Annotated in this window: 16 protein-coding genes; 5 read left to right on the top strand and 11 right to left on the bottom strand. The window is 57.9% G+C overall.

Going from position 1 to position 17,623, the window contains the following annotated elements:
• Nucleotides 1-402: 402 nt before the first annotated feature.
• Nucleotides 403-1,959 (bottom strand): sulfatase-like hydrolase/transferase, encoded by a 1,557-nt coding sequence (locus ACSQ13_RS13770; protein ID WP_295511528.1) that lies wholly within the window; start codon nt 1,957-1,959, stop codon nt 403-405.
• 197 nt (nt 1,960-2,156) lie between these two features.
• On the opposite strand from ACSQ13_RS13770, the gene ACSQ13_RS13775 reads away from it, so the two are divergent.
• Nucleotides 2,157-2,996, top strand: a complete 840-nt coding sequence (locus tag ACSQ13_RS13775; protein WP_295511530.1) for a DMT family transporter — start codon at nt 2,157-2,159, stop codon at nt 2,994-2,996.
• Between the two features lie 92 nt (nt 2,997-3,088).
• Here ACSQ13_RS13775 and rimO read toward each other — a convergent pair whose 3' ends face one another.
• Nucleotides 3,089-4,459, bottom strand: a complete 1,371-nt coding sequence (gene rimO, locus ACSQ13_RS13780; RefSeq protein ID WP_176248134.1) for a 30S ribosomal protein S12 methylthiotransferase RimO — start codon at nt 4,457-4,459, stop codon at nt 3,089-3,091.
• 64 nt (nt 4,460-4,523) lie between these two features.
• Between rimO and ACSQ13_RS13785 the strand changes: the two genes are divergently transcribed.
• Together ACSQ13_RS13785 and trpB are read left to right on the top strand one after the other, a co-directional pair.
• Nucleotides 4,524-6,458, top strand: a complete 1,935-nt coding sequence (locus ACSQ13_RS13785; RefSeq protein ID WP_295510736.1) for an AsmA family protein — start codon at nt 4,524-4,526, stop codon at nt 6,456-6,458.
• 158 nt (nt 6,459-6,616) lie between these two features.
• Nucleotides 6,617-7,849, top strand: coding sequence for a tryptophan synthase subunit beta (gene trpB / locus ACSQ13_RS13790; RefSeq protein WP_176248132.1), 1,233 nt, complete (start codon nt 6,617-6,619; stop codon nt 7,847-7,849).
• A gap of 59 nt (nt 7,850-7,908) precedes the next feature.
• On the opposite strand, the gene ACSQ13_RS13795 is transcribed toward trpB, so the two are convergent.
• The 8 genes from ACSQ13_RS13795 to trpA all read right to left on the bottom strand — a co-directional run bounded on the left by ACSQ13_RS13795 (nt 7,909) and on the right by trpA (nt 14,885).
• Nucleotides 7,909-8,490: a DUF4893 domain-containing protein gene (locus ACSQ13_RS13795; RefSeq protein WP_255200052.1), complete on the bottom strand. Its 582-nt coding sequence runs from the start codon at nt 8,488-8,490 to the stop codon at nt 7,909-7,911.
• The gene (locus tag ACSQ13_RS13800; protein WP_176248131.1) at nt 8,487-8,879 is read right to left on the bottom strand and encodes a DUF2237 family protein; all 393 of its coding nucleotides are present in this window, start codon (nt 8,877-8,879) and stop codon (nt 8,487-8,489) included. Before ACSQ13_RS13800 ends, ACSQ13_RS13795 begins: the two co-directional genes overlap by 4 nt.
• Nucleotides 8,879-10,051 (bottom strand): serine hydrolase domain-containing protein, encoded by a 1,173-nt coding sequence (locus ACSQ13_RS13805; RefSeq protein ID WP_295510741.1) that lies wholly within the window; start codon nt 10,049-10,051, stop codon nt 8,879-8,881. The genes ACSQ13_RS13800 and ACSQ13_RS13805 overlap by 1 nt, the downstream gene beginning before the upstream one ends.
• Before the next feature lie 65 nt (nt 10,052-10,116).
• Nucleotides 10,117-11,151 (bottom strand): DUF2332 domain-containing protein, encoded by a 1,035-nt coding sequence (locus tag ACSQ13_RS13810; RefSeq protein ID WP_295510743.1) that lies wholly within the window; start codon nt 11,149-11,151, stop codon nt 10,117-10,119.
• Entirely contained in the window at nt 11,148-11,861 is a 714-nt protein-coding gene (gene pth / locus ACSQ13_RS13815; protein WP_176248128.1) for an aminoacyl-tRNA hydrolase, read from the bottom strand. Before pth ends, ACSQ13_RS13810 begins: the two co-directional genes overlap by 4 nt.
• Nucleotides 11,862-11,979: 118 nt before the next feature.
• Nucleotides 11,980-12,624 (bottom strand): 50S ribosomal protein L25/general stress protein Ctc, encoded by a 645-nt coding sequence (locus ACSQ13_RS13820; protein WP_176248127.1) that lies wholly within the window; start codon nt 12,622-12,624, stop codon nt 11,980-11,982.
• Between the two features lie 225 nt (nt 12,625-12,849).
• Nucleotides 12,850-14,016: an alpha-hydroxy acid oxidase gene (locus tag ACSQ13_RS13825; protein ID WP_176248126.1), complete on the bottom strand. Its 1,167-nt coding sequence runs from the start codon at nt 14,014-14,016 to the stop codon at nt 12,850-12,852.
• A gap of 77 nt (nt 14,017-14,093) precedes the next feature.
• Nucleotides 14,094-14,885, bottom strand: a complete 792-nt coding sequence (gene trpA, locus ACSQ13_RS13830; protein ID WP_176248125.1) for a tryptophan synthase subunit alpha — start codon at nt 14,883-14,885, stop codon at nt 14,094-14,096.
• Nucleotides 14,886-15,065: 180 nt separating this feature from the next.
• Here trpA and ACSQ13_RS13835 point away from each other — a divergent pair, with 180 nt between their 5' ends.
• Together ACSQ13_RS13835 and ychF are read left to right on the top strand one after the other, a co-directional pair.
• The gene (locus tag ACSQ13_RS13835; protein WP_255200051.1) at nt 15,066-15,248 is read left to right on the top strand and encodes a hypothetical protein; all 183 of its coding nucleotides are present in this window, start codon (nt 15,066-15,068) and stop codon (nt 15,246-15,248) included.
• Nucleotides 15,249-15,316: 68 nt separating this feature from the next.
• Nucleotides 15,317-16,414, top strand: a complete 1,098-nt coding sequence (ychF, locus tag ACSQ13_RS13840) for a redox-regulated ATPase YchF (RefSeq protein WP_176248124.1) — start codon at nt 15,317-15,319, stop codon at nt 16,412-16,414.
• 378 nt (nt 16,415-16,792) lie between these two features.
• On the opposite strand, the gene ACSQ13_RS13845 is transcribed toward ychF, so the two are convergent.
• Nucleotides 16,793-17,278, bottom strand: coding sequence for a hypothetical protein (locus ACSQ13_RS13845; RefSeq protein WP_176248123.1), 486 nt, complete (start codon nt 17,276-17,278; stop codon nt 16,793-16,795).
• Nucleotides 17,279-17,623: the final 345 nt, after the last annotated feature.

Below are 17,623 nucleotides of genomic sequence, written 5' to 3' on the forward strand. Positions count from 1 at the left end.
ATCTTTGGATTTGAAAGAAATGCCCTGGCATTAGGCATAAACGATATAAAACGAAGCGTTTGGACGGACAGGAGCCCATGCCAAACGATTTGGCCGTGGCGCTTCACGGCAGTCGTTAATTGTCTTGGATTTGCATTGGTCGATGCCACATCTAAGGGCGCGCACAATGTTTTTGGCATGAAAAATTCCCAGCAGATACCCAGAGTAGCGGCTATTCTATGGCACCTGTCAACAATTTCCATTCAGGCCAAAGTGCTGTCGATTGGCGCAAGAGACCGTTTAACCGCGCAAAAATCGTCTATTTTCAGCCCAAAAACCGGCATGTCCGGCCCATTCCCCCCACCCCGAAAGCAGGTTGCTTTCCCCCGATGCCGCCTTTGGCGCATGGGGTTCACCCAACCGTCAGCCGTTTTCTAAATCACTCGTTTTATACCGTTTTTGAACGCGCGGCCCTGCGTCTGTGATCGTGGCCAGTGACAATGTGTGGTCCATGTTCTTCATCCAGTGCTGCAACATCAACCGGGTCATCCGGTACAGTTCCGCCGCGAATTCGGGTTTATGTGCGACGTTCTCGGCCTCTCCGTCGCCGTGATGGTCATAGAGGATCGGCGGCAGATCGGCCGCGAACGTAACAAGGGTAAAACGGTCTTCGCGCAGGATCGACAAAGATGAATCACTTGGCCCCGTCCCCAAGGATTGCTCCCACAGGGTTGGGGTTTCGGGTTCTGAAAAGTCGAGTTCCGAAAACGAATAGCGCCGCCAATCGGCGGGTGTCTTTCCCGCCAACAACGGCAACAGCGATCTGCCATCCATGGAATTGGGAATATCTTGGCCCACCCAATCGAGGATCGTGGGCGTGATGTCTATCGTCTCGACCGGGGTTGTCACGACAGTACCGGCACGATCCGCATTGCCCGGCTGGCGGATGATCAAGGGCGTATGAAAGGCCGCGTCATGCGGGGTGAATTTGCTCCAGCAATGACGGTCGCCCAACATTTCACCGTGATCTGCGGTGACGATCAGCAAGGTGTCTTCATATTGGCCGCTGTCTTTCAGAAACTGCACCACCCGCCCGATATGCGCATCCACTTCGGTGATCAGCCCGAAATAAATCGCGCGCAAGGTTTGGATGTTTTCGTCGGAAGGGTCCAGATCGGGAAAGCCCACGACATTCCCCGCCGGTGTTTTCTGCGCAATCGTCGGGTCAAAGAACGGGTGCTGCGCGATTTCGGTTGCAGGATCGGCGTGACGTATGGGCAAAGGGATACTGCCAGCGTCGTACATGTCGTTATAGGGTGCAGGAGCCACGAGCGGCGGATGGGGCCGGATATAGGTCAGATGCGCGAACCAGTCCTGATCGTGATAGGCGGGCATGGTCGCAAGAAACCGGTCGGTCAGAAACGCAGTGTCACTGTCGGCATGGGAATAAAGCGCCGGATCATTGATCCTCGGCACCCCGCCCGTCGGCGAAACAGGCCGAAACACGTCTTGATAGGTGTCGAATTCATAACCCTGCGCCATCAAATGCGACCGCCACGGGTACGACATTTCAAACCGCATTTCGACGGCTTCCTGAAACCCGTTCATCGGGTATTCATAGCTGTGCATCGCCGGATCATTGGCGGGAAATACGCGCGGGTCTTGCGAGGTATCCGTGTACCCGAACAGCATCGGAACATAGCCCGATTTTCGCATTTCGGTTGCGACATTGGGCACGTCGTGGCGCAGCGGCGTGCCATTGCGCACCGACCGGTGGTTCATCGCATATTGCCCCGTCAACAAAGAGGCCCGCGAAGGCCCACAGGGCGACACGACCGAAAAATGGCGCTGAAAGGTCACCGCATCCGCCATCAGCGCGCGCAGGTTGGGGATGTCGATATGGTCTGCCATCGGGCCAAACACACAATCGGCGCGCAATTGGTCGATAACGATAAACAGAACGTTTTTGGTGCTGCCCATGACGCCACTCCCTTTTGATCCGGTTGCCCCATTAGGCTTAAAAAGCGTGCCGGTGGAAAGAGTGTTTCTTTGACAATGGGTTCGGGCAGATCGGCTGCGGCATGCGCGGCTTGCCAAGTCGGTATTTTCTGTAAATGTTCGTCAAACGGAACCGATCACGGCCCGCCCCCTCCTGCGCCCAGCCCCGAAAGACCCAGATGTCGCCCTTTATTATTGCAATCATCCTGTCGGCGGCCATACTTCATGCGGTCTGGAATGCCATCGTAAAGACAGCCGTCGACCGGACAACCACCCTTGGCCTTGTGGCACTAGGGCACGTCATTCCGGGGCTGGTGATGGTGCTTTTGCTGCCCCTGCCAAATCTGCAAAGCGCGCCCTATATCGCGATGTCTACGATCGTGCATTTCGGATATTTCTACCTGCTGGGGCGTGCCTACCAACATGGCGATCTAAGCGTCGTCTACCCGATTGCACGCGGGATCGTGCCGGTGCTTGTGTCGCTTTGGGCATATCTTTTGCTGGGCGAAGTCCTGTCCTGGGCCGTTTTGGCCGGGATCGGGCTGATCGCCGCCGGAATTATCCTCAGCAATTGGGTCGCTCTGCGGTCAGGCATTGGCAAGACGGCCCTGCTTTTTTCACTGGGGACGGGGTTCTTTATCTCGGTCTATTCGCTCGTTGACGGTGTCGGCGTCCGGATTTCAGGCAACACCCTGAGCTATTGGGCGTGGGGCGCATTTTTGCATCTGTTCATTGCGGGCTTTATCGGATGGCGCAAACGCGACACGCTGGCCCGGCTGCCGATGAAGGTCTGGCTTGTGGGCATTGCAGGCGGCATGGTTTCGATCACCGCCTATGGTCTGGTGCTTTACGCCAAAAACTTTGCGCCTTTGGGGGCCGTTTCAGCGCTGCGTGAAACATCCGTTATTTTCGCAACGCTTATCGGCTTCATCATCCTGAAAGAGGGCAATTGGAAACGCCGTTTAGGCGCTGCCGTTCTCATGACAATCGGCATCATCGTGATCGGGCTGAATGCCTGACGGGCAGCACTGAAAGCCGGCGGCGGCTTGCCCGATACATCGGGGTCTTGTCCGGCAAATCGCGGCATTGTTTCAGAGAGCGTGCTGCCCCCTCAAACAACCCGCCCCCATAGATCATACTCGCCCGCTTCCTCGACCTCGACCGTGACGATGTCGCCCACCGACAACCCCTCAAAGCCTTCGTCGATGAACAGGTTCCCGTCGATCTCGGGCGCGTCGGCCTTGGTACGGCAGGTTGCAGCATCGCCGTCGATCTCGTCGATGATCACATCCATGCGGCGACCGACCTTGGCCTCCAGCTTGGCCTCGGAAATCGCCTGCGCTTTCTCCATAAACCGGTTCCAGCGGTCTTGTTTGACCTCATCGGCCACGTGATCCGGCAACGCATTTGACCGCGCACCATCGACGTTTTCATATTGGAAACACCCCACGCGGTCCAACTGCGCCTCGTCCAGCCAATCCAGCAGGGTCTGGAATTCGGCCTCCGTCTCGCCGGGATAGCCCACGATAAAGGTCGACCGCAGGGTGATATCGGGACAGGTGTCGCGCCAGGCGGCGATTTCGTCGAGCGTTTTGGCAGCCGCAGCAGGGCGCGCCATCCGTTTTAGAACATCAGGATGCGCGTGCTGGAAGGGGATATCCAGATAGGGCAGCACCAGCCCTTCGGCCATCAGCGGGATCAGGTTGCGCACATGCGGATAGGGATAGACGTAGTGCAGCCGCACCCACGCGCCAAGCGAGCCCAGATCACGCGCCAGATCGGTGATATGGGCGCGGTGGCCGCGATCTTCGGCATGTTTGATATCAACCCCGTAAGCCGAGGTATCCTGCGAGATCACCAACAGTTCTTTCACGCCGCTTTGCACCAGCTTTTCAGCCTCGCGCATGATCGCATGGGCGGGGCGCGATTGCAGGCGGCCGCGCATGTCGGGGATAATGCAGAACTTGCACTTGTGGTTACAGCCTTCGGAGATTTTCAGATAGCTGTAGTGGCGCGGCGTCAGGCTGACGGCTTGGGCGGGCAGCAGGTCAATGAAAGGGTCTGGCGACGGCGGCACGGCGGCGTGCACGGCATCCAGCACCTGTTCGTATTGATGCGGGCCGGTGACGGCCAGAATGCGCGGATGGTGTTCGCGGATGTAATCGGGTTCGGCACCCAGACACCCCGTCACAATCACGCGGCCATTTTCCTTGAGCGCCTCGCCAATCGCCTCGAGGCTCTCGGCCTTGGCAGAATCAAGGAAGCCGCAGGTGTTCACGATCACCGCGTCGGCACCGGCATAATCTGGCGACACGCCATAGCCTTCGGCGCGCAGACGGGTCAAAATCCGTTCGGAATCGACCAAAGCCTTGGGGCAGCCAAGCGATACCATGCCAATGGTTGGCTGGCCGGGGCGGGACGGGTTGCTGATTTTTGCTTTGGGGGCAAGATCAGGGCGTAGATTGGGTGGGTTTGTGCTCATGAAATGCGCTATAAGCCATGCAAAGGGTCTGGGAAAGACCCCGTAACGGGCAAGGAGACGGGCAATGAAATGGATTATCAGAATTTTCGGGGTGCTGCTGCTGATCATAGCCGTTGCAATCGGGTCCTTGTTTCTGCTGCCCGCAGACCGGATCGCGCGGATTGCGGCGGATCAACTGCGCAATCTGACGGGGCGTGACGTCAAAATCACCGGCGATGTCGGCATCACCTTTTGGCCCATCCTTGGGGTCAGCGCCGGTGGGCTTGAGGTCGGGAATGCGTCATGGGCCAAGGATGGCGCGATGTTGTCCGCCGCAAACGCGGCAATTGGCGTCGATGCGCTGGCGTTCATCCGCGGCGAAATCAAGATCACCAACATCGAAGCCCAAAGCCCGACGATCCGGCTGGAGCACCGCAAGGACGGGCGCGCAAGCTGGCAGTTCAGCGATGGCGGCAGCGATGCACAAATTGAAACGGCACCGACCGCACCCGCAAGCACACCGCGCCCCTTGACCATCCAGCGGCTGAACATCACCGACGCCACCTTGATTTACGATGCCGAAGGGTCCGATCTGGTCAGATACGAAGGCGTTGATCTGTCCCTCGATTGGCCCGAGCGTGCAGGCGACGCGGTGATCAACGCGGCGCTGCGGCCAGCGGGCGACCGCGTGTCGGTTCAGGCCAATATCTCGCGGTTCGACCAATTTCTGAACGGTGACGTGCGCCCAATCACGGCGCGACTGGACACCAAAGGCGGCGGCTTTACCCTTGCGGGACGGGCCGGGCTGAATGGTGCGGTCGCGGGCGATCTGGTGTTCAAGACGCCGGACACCGGACGGTTTCTGGCCTCCCTTGGCGCAGGCACAGTTGAGCTGCCCCAAGGTTTGGGCCGCAGCGCCGATGTAAAGCTGCAACTGACCCTGACCCCTGACCGCCGCCTTGCCCTGCGCGAAATGACGGCTGATCTGGGCGGGAACACCCTGCGCGGTGCTGCCGATATCACATTGAACGGCACACCCAACATCAACGCGCAACTAACCACCGGCTTGCTGAATCTGGCCGGATTTGCAGGCAGCAGCGAAAGCGCGGCAAGCGCTGGCACAACGGCGGCGGCGCAGGCGGGCTGGTCCACGTCGCGGATTGATGCCGCCGCTCTGGCAGGTTTCAACGGCGAAATCGCCCTGCGGGCCGAGGGCGTGGAACTGGGGACTTTGACCTTGGGTGCCACGCGGGTCTTGCTGCGCAATGACAACGCGCGGATGGTGGCCGAACTGCGCGAAATCAACGCCTATGGTGGCATCGTCAGCGGTGAGTTCGTGGTGAACAACCGCAGCGGCCTGTCTGTCGGCGGCAAACTGGCAGCACGCGGCATCCAGATGCAGCCCTTGCTGGTGCAAACGGCGGGCCTGTCGCGGTTCAAAGGGACCGGCGATGCGGATCTGAGCTTTTTGGGGGTCGGGCAATCCATTGACGCCATCATGCGGTCCCTCAAGGGGGATGGCGCTCTCAATGTCGGGCGCGGCAGCATCGACGGGATCGATCTGGATGCCTTGATGGGCAATTTCGATGTCAAAGGCGGGACTACCGTATTTGATTCCCTTGGCGCGACTTTCACGATGGATCAGGGCGTGCTTGCCAACAGTGATCTGCTGATGCTCTTGCCCAACTTTACCGCAACGGGCGTGGGCAAAGTGGGCATTGGCGCGCAAACGGTCGATTACACCGTCACCCCAAAAGCGTTGCGGGTGAACGGTGATCGGGGGTTTGCGGTGCCGGTGCGGATTTTCGGGCCTTGGGCCTCCCCGCAGATCAAACCCGATTTGCAGGCCGCAATCGATTTGAACTTTGCCGCCGAGAAAGAAAAAGCCCAGCAAAAACTGGAAAATAAATTGCAGGAAAAGCTGGGGGTGGCGCGTGAAGACGGGCAATCAGTCGAAGACGCCTTGAAAGACCGCGTGGAAGACGAACTGAAACGTAAATTGTTCAAGATATTCGAGTGAGGGCGCGGCGGAATTTTTCAAAAATTCCGGACCGGAAAATTCGAATTTTCCGTCTGACGCGGTGGGCGTTAACCATAAGTGTCAAATCGTCGCCGCGTCCTTGTCTTTACCTGCCTTAGCTGGGGCGCTATGGCTATGCCAAGCGCAAGGAGCACCTCATGTCCAATGATCTTTTCAACTCTTTCATGACCGGACCCGACGAAAACGGCCGGTTCGGCGATTTCGGTGGGCGGTTCGTTTCAGAAACCCTGATGCCTCTGATTCTCGAGCTGGAAGAGCAATATGAAAAGGCCAAGACCGACGACAGTTTCTGGGCCGAAATGAATTTCCTGTGGAAGCACTATGTTGGCCGTCCCAGCCCCTTGTATTTCGCCGAGCGTCTGACCGACCATCTGGGCGGTGCCAAGGTGTACATGAAGCGCGACGAGCTGAACCACACCGGTGCGCATAAGATCAACAACGTCTTGGGCCAGATCATTCTTGCCCGCCGCATGGGTAAAAAACGGATCATCGCTGAAACCGGTGCCGGCCAGCACGGCGTGGCAACGGCAACGGTTTGTGCCAAGTTCGGTTTGCAATGTGTGGTCTATATGGGCGCGCATGATGTTGAACGTCAGGCACCCAACGTGTTCCGCATGCGGTTGCTTGGGGCCGAAGTGATCCCCGTCACCTCTGGCCGGGGCACATTGAAAGATGCGATGAACGACGCCCTGCGCGACTGGGTGACCAATGTCCGCGATACGTTCTATTGCATCGGCACGGTCGCGGGTCCGCACCCCTACCCCGCCATGGTGCGCGATTTCCAAAGCATCATCGGCAAGGAAGTCCGCGAACAGATGATGGAGGCCGAAGACCGCCTGCCCGACACCTTGATCGCGGCCATTGGCGGCGGGTCCAACGCGATGGGTCTGTTCTATCCTTTCCTGGACGATAAGCAGGTCAACATCATCGGCGTCGAAGCCGGCGGCAAAGGCGTGAATGAAAAGATGGAGCATTGCGCGTCGCTAACCGGCGGGCGTCCGGGTGTCTTGCATGGCAACAGGACCTATCTGTTGCAAGATGACGACGGGCAGATCCTCGAAGGGTTCTCGATCTCGGCCGGCCTTGATTACCCCGGCATCGGGCCTGAACATTCGTGGCTGCATGATATCGGCCGCGCAAAATATGTGTCGATCACCGATGTCGAAGCTCTCGAAGCCTTCCAGCTCAGCTGCAAGCTTGAGGGGATCATCCCCGCGCTGGAGCCCTCGCACGCCTTGGCACATGTCATGAAGATCGCGCCAGACCTGCCGAAAGACCACATCATCTGCATGAACATGTGCGGGCGTGGCGACAAAGACATCTTTACAGTCGCCAAGGCGCTGAAATTTGAAATGGGTGCCTTTGCCTAAACGACAAACGCTAGGATGCGGGTCGCCTGCATCCTAGCCACCTGACGCCTGACGGTCACCTAACGCGTCAACTCCAGTATATCGAAATCGCTTTCGACGACGGGTGCGGGAAACATCAGCCTTGCCCGTTGGTTGCTGACCCGTTCGAACACGGCGATGTCGGGCTGAATTTCCCCGTCCCCTTCGAAATCGGCGGCCAAATCTGCGTAAGCTGGCGGAATGCTGCCCGCGACATACCCCACACCGACATAGACAGCCCGTCCGTCACGCAAGGACAAAAAACCGCTGGTGCGTTGTGATCCGCTCAGTTTCTCGAACGTGTATCCGTTGCCCTGAAACGTAAGGCGGCATTTGAACGGGGTATAAACGATTAGCCCGGATATCCCGCCCAGCTTCACGGTGCGGCAGGTCCAGTCGCCCCCCAGCCCTTCGTCAAATGCCACCAACGGGGTGCCCGAAAGCGCAACCGTCAAGGCGGCGATGTCACTTGGCGCACCGGTTTGAAAGGCCTGCAGCAGGGCTTCTCCTGCCGTCTGCTCGAACCGGTCAAGGCGGCGCATTTCCTGAGGGCGCAAGACATCCTGCGCAGCGGCAGGCAATGCCGTCAAACAAAGGTAAGCAGCGATCAAAGCACGGATCACGATGCATAGCCTTGGCCAGTTACGACCGCATGATCCTTCAGCACGTCCATCGGCACGATCTCAAGCGCGCGTTTATGGGTTGCCTCAAGGTGGACCAGCGGGCCGCAGCCCTCTTCGGCGGCTTGCAGAAAACGCGCGGCGCACAGGCACCACGGATCGCCCGGTTCCAATCCGACAAAGCCGAATTCGGGCCGTGACGTGCTCAGGTCGTTGCCGACATATTTGGAAAAGGCCAGAAATTCAGCGGTCATTACGGCGCAGACTGTATGGCTGCCCTGATCTGCGTCACAGGTGTTGCACATCCCGTCGCGGAAAAATCCGGTCACAGGATCGGTGCCGCAGATCACAAGGGCGGTGCCCAGAACATTGATGCTGTCATCAGGTGTCATCACTTGCCCCCCAAAGTCGCGCTGATCAGGCGAAAGATTTCGACGTTTTGCTCCGACACGCCGTCGTTGCGAAACTTGCGGTCGGCAGCATTGGTGGCGATCACAACGCCATCCGTCTGGTTGATATAGATATACTGCCCATAGACGCCGCGCGCCATAAACTCGCCTTTGGCGGCCCCTTTGGGGACCCACCACTGATAGCCATAGCCGATGGCATCGGCTTGGGTGGGGGCCGTGGGCGCGGTGGATGCCGCAACCCATTCGGCAGGTATGATCTGGGTGCCGTTATACATCCCGTCTTGCAAAAACATTTGCCCCATTCGGGCAAAGTCGCGGGTGGTCAGGTTCAGCCCGCCCAGCACAAAGGCCTCGCCAGAGCCGTCGGTCAGATAATAGGGTTCAAATTCCAGCCCCATCGGGGTGATGATTTTCTCGCTCAGCAGGTCGGGGATGGTGCGGCCCGTTGCGCCCCGGATCACCATGCCGATCACATGGGTATCAATCGACACATACTGCCACTGATCCCCCGGCCGGGCAAAACTGTCCTTAAGCGCGGCGGTGAATTCGTCCAACTTCCCGCCAAGCGCGATAACGCGCCCCATACGGTTGATGTCGGAATTCTTGTCGAGGTAATCCTCGTCAAAGGTGACGCCGCTGGCCATGTTCAACACATTGCGGATCGTAGCCCCCTCGTAGGCAGTGCCCATCAGGTCGGGTGCGTATTGGGTCACCTGATCGTCCAGCGATGCGATCTTTCCCTCGTCCAGCAGGACACCGACCAAGGCAGACAGATAGCTTTTGGCGACAGACCAGCTGATCCGACGGTCATCGGGTTCGGTGCCCAAAAAGTAGTTTTCGTAAACGATTTCGCCGTCTTTGAGGACAACCAGCGCTGTTACGTCCCGCTCGGCGATCCAATCATCGACCTGCGGCATCGGGGTGAATTCGGGCCCATAGGAAAATTCGGTCGTGGGGCCGTCGCCGCGCGGTACAGGCGTGGACAGGAAAGCCTGATCCATATGGCTGAAGTTAAAGACAATCTTGTCTTGCGCGAACAGCGAATTCACAGCCATCAGGCGTGCGATCTCGTCTCGTTTCCAGACCCCGACGACCAGCGCCGCCAGCACAAAGGCCAGCAAAATCCGCCCGAGCCACTTACCGAATGTCCGCATGTTCAGTCCCCCTATTTCAAGGCATCCAATCACAGCGGCCAACAGCTTGCCAGCCCCAGATGGGGTCAGCCTTTGTACTGCCAGTCGATCCAGCGGCCATGGAAATCGGCCCGCCCGAGGTTCAGGGTGATATCGCCCGGCCACATGCGCAAAGTCAGAGCGGCCCCTTTGTTGCTTTCACCATCGTTTTCCATCGACAGCCACGCCAAGGGCCGGTTGGGAGTAGCGCGTTTGCCAGCGGCCTCGATCAATGCTTTGCCACGGGCCTGCGCATCGGCGGGGAAATACTGCCAGGCGACCGTATGCTGGATCAGGTGCAGGCACCCTTGGGGCTGTTCGGGCAAATGCTTTGCCAGCCAATCAATGGCATCCCCTTGTTGAACTTTCACATCCATCACCGACGCGGCAGACCGTGTCAGGCTCAACCGTTCGGGCTGGTCGGCCCAAAGATACGCCATAAGCCGCATCAGATGATCAGGGCGCGTCGGGTCCAGCGGGTTCAAATCCACGCCGCGCCGTTTTTCGATGCGCGGTTGCACCGACGGCGGCATGGCACCGATCCATTCGGGCGACAGCAGGATCGTTGACATGTTGGGCCCGAAATGGTGGCCCTCGATCTCGAGCGCGTAGTGATCCCACATCAGGTTCAGGCCGCCACTTGCGCCCAGTTCTGACAGGTGGAACGGCATGTTGAAGCGCTGTGCTGCGACACGCGCCCCCGCGATCAGGGCGGCAGACCGGCGCACTTCGTTTGTTTGTGGCGCGTGGTTCGTCCAGTCCATCAGGAACGCTTCGTGGGTCTGCATAGCGTCAAGCACGGCAGCAGACAGATCGGCATCTGACGCGCTGTTGGGCGGGTACACTGCGGCCAGTTGCGGCGATTTTCGTTGTAACACAAGGGCATGCAACCCGCCCGCGATGCGCAAGGGCAAGGATGCCCCCATCGGGCCGACGTCGCCCGCCACGCTGGCAAACTTGCGGCCAAGGGCGCTGTCGGCAGGCCAGTCGCGCGCCAGTACATTCATCAACTGCCCCATAAAGGGAGAGCCCAACGCGACACAATGGCCCGCCTGATCTTCGAAAGCTTGTTTCAACGTCATTTAAAGCGGTCCATTAATTTTTGCAGGGATGACCGGTCGTCCGGTTGCGGCTCTGCAGGTGTTTCGGGCGTGCTGGCAGGTGCTGCCTTTTGGGGTTGGGTATCCGGTTTCGCGGGCTTTTTCGTCCCTGTGCCGGACCGTGGCGGAGAGACACGCAGTGCCACCGCGTTCATGAATTTCGCCGTGTCCCCGCGGACCAGTTCGGGGGCCCCATCGCTGATGCCGCGCAACACGTCCTCAAGCCAGTTTTCATCGGCCTTGGCGAAATCGCGCAGGACATAGCCGGGCACGGCGTCCTTGTGACCGGGGTGGCCCACACCAAGCCGGACACGGTCATAATCCGGCCCGATATGCGCGTGAATGGATCGCAGGCCATTATGTCCGGCATGGCCACCGCCGGTTTTGCATTTGACCTTGGCAGGGGCAAGGTCGATCTCGTCGTGCAGCACGATGACATCGGCGGCGTCGATCTTGTAAAACCGCATGGCGGCCTGAACCGATTGACCGGACAGGTTCATGAATGTTTCGGGTTTCAGCAGAACGGCGCGTTCCGATCCCAACCGGCCTTCGCTGACCAGCCCTTGATGCTTGGCCTTCCACGGGGAAAAGCCGTGATCCTCGGCGATGCGATCCAGTGCCATAAAGCCGATGTTGTGACGGTTTCGGGCATATTTCGCGCCTGGATTGCCAAGCCCTACGATCAGTTTCATGTGCCATATCCTCTTGTTTGGGCCAGCATATCAAACAGATAGGCCAAACGAAATACGGGGCCGCCAATGGCGACCCCGTTTCGTCTCAACCAAACCCGAGTAAGGTTGAACGGTTTTATCAGTCTTCTTTGACTTCTGTTGCTGGCACTTCGTTTGCTGCAACATCTTCGTCTTCGTCGTCTTGGCTGGCAAGACCGGAAGGCGCGGACACCTGAGCGATCACGAAGTCACGGTCGATAACCGGCTTGGAACCCTCTGGCAGAACCACGTTCGCGATTGTCGCGCTATCGCCGATTTGCAGACCGGAAATGTCGACTGTGATGTGATCAGGAATATCGCCTGCGGTCACAACCAGTTCAACTTCGGGACGTACCAGCGTCAGAACGCCACCTTTGCGCAGGCCTGGGCAATCTTCTTCGCCCGAAACCTCAACCTGAATGAACAGGTTGATCTTGGTGGTGCGCTTGAGGCGCATGAAATCGACGTGCGTTGGCAAGTCTTTTACAACGTGACGCTGAACATCGCGGCAGATAACGCGAACGTCGTCGTGGCCTTCGACCTTCATGTTGAACAGCGTAGCGCGGAAACGACCGGCGCGCAGCTTGGTCAGCAGCTTGTTGAAATCAAGGTTGATCGGCAGTGGATCGACGTCGCCGCCAAATACAATACCCGGTACCATGCCGTCGCGACGTGCTTGACGAGCGGCGCCCTTGCCTGTCCCCGTGCGTACGAAAGCTTCAAGATCAGGAATCTCTCCAGCCATGTTATTCTCCAATATGTTTAGGGCGGACATCCTCCAAGGCTGTATGTCCGCGTGAAGTCGCGCGTATAGACCGGTTTTACCGCTGTGAAAAGGCTAAAAAGCCCGGATCGGCAGGCGGCATTGACCACAGTTGTGACGTGGCTGCCTTACCGGCTCCGGTTATTTTGACCCGATACGCCAACCCCGTTGGGAGTTGGCGTATCCAAACCGGTCAACCGCGCGGGATCAATCCTGCCAGACGCCTTCGAAACCTTTGGGGATCAAAAGGTTATGCTTACCCAACGCCTGGACCGAGGTTTCACCACACAGCGCCATGGTCAAATCCAGTTCCTTGTGGATCACCTCAAGGGCGGTTGTGACACCCTTTTGGCCCATTGCACCCAAGCCGTAGATAAAGGCGCGGCCGATATAGGTGCCCGATGCCCCCATCGCCATCGCTTTCAAGACGTCCTGACCCGACCTGATTCCGCTGTCCAGATGCACTTCGATCTGATCGCCAACCGCATCAAGGATCGACGGAAGCGCGCGGATCGAACTGATCGCACCGTCCAGCTGCCGGCCCCCGTGGTTGCTGACGATGATTGCATCAGCCCCGACCTTGAGCGCCATCTTGGCGTCCTCGGCATCCAGAATTCCCTTGAGGATCACCTTGCCGCCCCATTGTTCTTTCAGCTTGGCGATTTTGCCCCAATCAAGCGAGGGGTCGAATTGTTCTGCCGTCCAGGCGCCAAGGTTGGCGGTGTCATCAACGCCCTGAACGTGGCCCACAATATTGCCGAACGTCCGGCGTTTTGCGCCCAGCATCTCGATCCCCCAGGACCATTTCGTCGCAAGGTTCGCGATGGTTTTCGCGGTCAGCTTGGGCGGGGCGGACAGGCCGTTTTTCAGATCCTTATGGCGTTGGCCCAGAATTTGCAGGTCAAGCGTGATGACCAAGGCCGAACATTTGGCATCCTTGGCCCGCTGGATCAAACGCGCCACATAGTCTTCGTCGCGCATTGTATAAAGCTGGAACCAGAACGGCTTGGTTGTCGCCTCGGCCACGTCTTCGATGGAATTGATCGACATGGTGGACAGGGTAAAGGGCACGCCAAAGGCTTCGGCGGCGCGGGCGGCTTTGATCTCTCCGTCGGCGTGCTGCATCCCGGTCAACCCGACAGGGGCAAGCGCCACGGGCATCGCGACGTCCTGGCCGATCATCTGGGTCTTGGTTGTCCTGCCGCTCATGTCGACGGCGACACGCTGGCGCAGACGGATCTGGTCAAAATCGGATGTATTCTCGCGGAAGGTCTGCTCTGTCCAGCTGCCTGATTCGGCGTAATCATAGAACATGCGCGGCACGCGGCGTTCATGCAGGCGCTTGAGGTCTTGTATGGTCGTGATTACGGGCATCGGCGGGCATCCTATTTATTGGTCAGATTATCTAACCAATAGACGCCGCCGAAAGCAATGCTTTGAACCGTCTGTTTTCAGGCGCGGTGCGCACCGTCCGAAAGGGTTTTCACAAAGGCAAGCACGTCTTTCACCGACGCGCCGCCTGCAATCTTGGACACAATCGCAGAGCCGACAACGCAGCCGTCAGCAACGGCGGCAATGGCTTCGGATTTTTCCGGCGTGTTCACACCAAAGCCCACGATCACGGGCAATCCGCTGGCCTTTTGAATGCGCACGACTTCGGGGGCGACATCGCTGGCTTCCGCCTCGGCAGAACCGGTGATCCCTGTGATCGAAACATAGTACACAAAGCCCGATGTGTTCTGCACGACCCGTGGCAAGCGCTTGTCGTCGGTTGTGGGCGTTGCGAGACGAATAAAGTTCAACCCGGCGGCCTGGGCGGGAATGCACAGTTCGGCGTCTTCCTCTGGTGGCAGGTCGACAACAATCAACCCGTCGACCCCGGCAGCCTTGGCCGCAACCAGAAACTTATCGACGCCTTTGGAATAGATCGGGTTGTAATACCCCATCAAAACAATCGGCGTGGTGTCATCCTGTTCGCGAAAGGCGGCGGCAAGGGCGAGGGTCTTGTCCAGTGTCATCCCACCCTCAAGCGCGCGCTGTCCAGCCAGTTGGATGGCAGGGCCGTCGGCCATTGGATCCGTAAAGGGCAAGCCGAGTTCGATAATATCGACGCCAGCAGCGGGCAGACCACGCACGATTTCAAGCGAGGTGTCAAAATCGGGATCGCCAGCCATGACATAAGACACAAATGCCTTTTTGCCCTGCGATTTCAGATCAGCGAATTTGGCGTCGATACGTGTCATAGGTGCAGCCCTTGTTAGGTGGTCCCGTTGCAATGCCGAATATAACGACAGAAATCAATGCGGCACATCACAGTCGGGCGGCGGAATTTTCCAAAAATTCCGGTCCGAAAAATTTGAATTTTTCGCCGCCGCAACTGGCCGCCCCCTTTAACTCGGGGCGTCCGACCCTATTTATCCGCTATGAATTATGTACTCGCGCTTTTGCTCCCGCCGCTTTCAATCCTGCTGACAGGTCGCATTTTCACGGCCATCGTGGTGCTTTTGCTCTGGATCCCCGCGATCATCTTTTCGGGCGGATTGACCCATCCCATGTTTATCCTTCTTGCGTGGATCCTGATTTACCAAACGCGCAATCACCCCTGATTTCGCTAAGACTTGCGTAAACCCCGGCAAAACCCTAGGACAGCGCCAAGTCATAAAGGATGGACGTCATGGGTTTCAAAATGGGTATCGTGGGTCTGCCGAACGTCGGCAAATCAACCCTGTTCAATGCGCTGACACGCACAGCGGCTGCGCAAGCGGCGAATTTTCCGTTTTGCACGATCGAACCCAACGTCGGCGAAGTGGCGGTTCCGGATGCGCGCCTTGATAAGCTGGCTGAAATTGCCGGGTCCAAGCAGATCATTCCCACACGGATGACATTTGTTGACATTGCGGGCCTCGTCAAAGGCGCGTCCAAGGGCGAAGGTCTGGGCAACCAGTTTCTTGCCAACATCCGCGAGACCGATGCCATTGCCCATGTGCTGCGCTGTTTTGAAGACAGTGATGTGACCCACGTCGAAGGCCGCGTTGACCCGGTCGCCGATGCCGAAACCATCGACACCGAACTGATGCTTGCCGATCTCGAAAGCATCGAGAAGCGCCGCGCCGGTCTGGTGCGCAAGATCAAAGGCAACGACAAGGACGCCATCCAGCAGGACCGTCTTTTGGCGCTGGCCCAGGCCGCCATCGAAGATGGTCAGCCTGCCCGCACCGTCAAAATCGACGAAGACGACGCCAAAGCCTGGCGCATGTTGCAGCTTCTGACCACCAAGCCGGTTCTCTATGTCTGTAACGTAGGTGAATCCGAGGCCGCAGAAGGCAATGCACTATCTGCAAAAGTTGCTGAAATGGCGGCGGCGCAAGGCAACTCTGCCGTTATTATCTCGGCTCAGATCGAGGAAGAAATCAGCCAGCTTGAAGCCGACGAAGCCGAGATGTTCCTGACCGAGATGGGCCTGGACGAAGCCGGTCTCGATCGTTTGATCCGTGCAGGATACGAGCTGCTGCATCTCGAAACATATTTCACTGTCGGCCCTAAAGAGGCCCGTGCCTGGACAATCAAGCAAGGCACGTCGGCCCCCAAAGCCGCCGGTGTGATCCATGGTGATTTCGAAAAAGGTTTCATCCGCGCCGAGACGATTGCCTATGATGATTTTGTCAATCTCGGCGGCGAAGGCCCTGCGAAAGAAGCCGGCAAAATGCGTTCAGAAGGCAAATCCTACACCGTCAAAGACGGCGACGTTCTACACTTCCTGTTCAATACCTGACTTGGGGACAAGCGGGAAAAACCGCTTGCCGATTTTCCCGCCCCACCGGTTTTCTGACCCTTTGGCACTTGCCAAGGGGCCGATTGCGGCCTTTCCACACGAAACCGGCCAAGCCCCCGCTTCCGGGTCCGCCAGAGACCCCGTCAGGTCCGTTTCAAGGGCCCGCTTGGGTACTCTGGGGGACGCTGATACTAACCACTCACAGGGAAGAAACGCTCCATGACCGAAACCAGTCCGATAACGCTCAGGCTCTGGTTGAGATCGGGTGTTAATCGCATACAGGTCATGGAGCATCTTGGTATCAGTAAAGCGCCCTAGTTCAGATATCTAAGTACAGATAATATCCGCGAAATCTAATCTGGGGCCTTCATGTTATGATCAGACAGGTTCCCTGAAGGTAAAGGCTGGCTCGTCAAACTTGCCTGTTGATTGAAGGCCAATGTAACCTTCCAAACCACCAGAGAGCCAGACGTCAGCCCCGACGACGACATGATTTGAATTCACCCCTCCAACGGCAAACACGCCAGAATTTACGAAGCTGTATCCAAAGCCCAATTCTACTTGCTTGTCAGTTTGCCCGACAATGCCTGTGAGCTTGACCTTGCTTGGAGAGAACGCGTTCAAAAGGTTGAAGTGCAGGCTGGCCTTCATGCCCCTTAAATCGCCTGAGCTGTCGGTGTTGCCGTGAGCAACGCCGAGTACGGCCTCAGGCTGGACGCCCGCAGACCCAAAAACGAGATTGAAACCGACGAATGCCGTCGTTTTATCTGCCCCTGTCGCCATTGTTAAAGGACGGTCTGCATAAGAGGCGCTGCTCGTCGCGGCAAAAGCCACCAATGCGAGTATTGAGAGTCTCTTCTTCATGTGGTTGCCATTCTGCGTTGGTATGCTTTGAATTTTAGCTATGCACAGATTGGGTGGAAAATACTACTGGGATATTTTTCGACATCATACAGCCAGCCGATAGTGGGGTTCTGAATCGTGGTTGATGTGCCACGATAGACTTGTTTCGCACTTGCGGCAGCATTGCACAGGTCGCGTCCGCAAGGTGTTCTCCGGAGCCAGATGTTTACTTTGCCGTCATTGCTACAGCATCACCCATACCAGCCGATCAGAGCCGCGCTATGACCGTATGTTGAGGCGCGTAAACAAGCTACGCACCACGCTGGGCGGCGAACCCGGAACTGCGCATTGAATATCACCCAAGCC

This window comes from Sulfitobacter sp. SH22, assembly GCF_965641905.1.
GTDB lineage: Bacteria > Pseudomonadota > Alphaproteobacteria > Rhodobacterales > Rhodobacteraceae > Sulfitobacter.

Excerpts from the sequence above, each read along its gene's own strand:
- ACSQ13_RS13825 (WP_176248126.1), bottom strand. The coding sequence starts at position 14,016 with ATGCCCGTAATCACGACCATACAAGACCTCAAGCGCCTGCATGAACGC.
- trpA (WP_176248125.1), bottom strand. The coding sequence starts at position 14,885 with ATGACACGTATCGACGCCAAATTCGCTGATCTGAAATCGCAGGGCAAA.
- rimO (WP_176248134.1), bottom strand. The coding sequence starts at position 4,459 with ATGAGCACAAACCCACCCAATCTACGCCCTGATCTTGCCCCCAAAGCA.
- ACSQ13_RS13805 (WP_295510741.1), bottom strand. The coding sequence starts at position 10,051 with ATGCGGACATTCGGTAAGTGGCTCGGGCGGATTTTGCTGGCCTTTGTG.
- ACSQ13_RS13810 (WP_295510743.1), bottom strand. The coding sequence starts at position 11,151 with ATGACGTTGAAACAAGCTTTCGAAGATCAGGCGGGCCATTGTGTCGCG.
- ychF (WP_176248124.1), top strand. The coding sequence starts at position 15,317 with ATGGGTTTCAAAATGGGTATCGTGGGTCTGCCGAACGTCGGCAAATCA.
- ACSQ13_RS13775 (WP_295511530.1), top strand. The coding sequence starts at position 2,157 with ATGTCGCCCTTTATTATTGCAATCATCCTGTCGGCGGCCATACTTCAT.
- ACSQ13_RS13800 (WP_176248131.1), bottom strand. The coding sequence starts at position 8,879 with ATGACACCTGATGACAGCATCAATGTTCTGGGCACCGCCCTTGTGATC.
- ACSQ13_RS13845 (WP_176248123.1), bottom strand. The coding sequence starts at position 17,278 with ATGAAGAAGAGACTCTCAATACTCGCATTGGTGGCTTTTGCCGCGACG.
- trpB (WP_176248132.1), top strand. The coding sequence starts at position 6,617 with ATGTCCAATGATCTTTTCAACTCTTTCATGACCGGACCCGACGAAAAC.
- ACSQ13_RS13770 (WP_295511528.1), bottom strand. The coding sequence starts at position 1,959 with ATGGGCAGCACCAAAAACGTTCTGTTTATCGTTATCGACCAATTGCGC.
- pth (WP_176248128.1), bottom strand. The coding sequence starts at position 11,861 with ATGAAACTGATCGTAGGGCTTGGCAATCCAGGCGCGAAATATGCCCGA.
- ACSQ13_RS13785 (WP_295510736.1), top strand. The coding sequence starts at position 4,524 with ATGAAATGGATTATCAGAATTTTCGGGGTGCTGCTGCTGATCATAGCC.
- ACSQ13_RS13835 (WP_255200051.1), top strand. The coding sequence starts at position 15,066 with ATGAATTATGTACTCGCGCTTTTGCTCCCGCCGCTTTCAATCCTGCTG.
- ACSQ13_RS13820 (WP_176248127.1), bottom strand. The coding sequence starts at position 12,624 with ATGGCTGGAGAGATTCCTGATCTTGAAGCTTTCGTACGCACGGGGACA.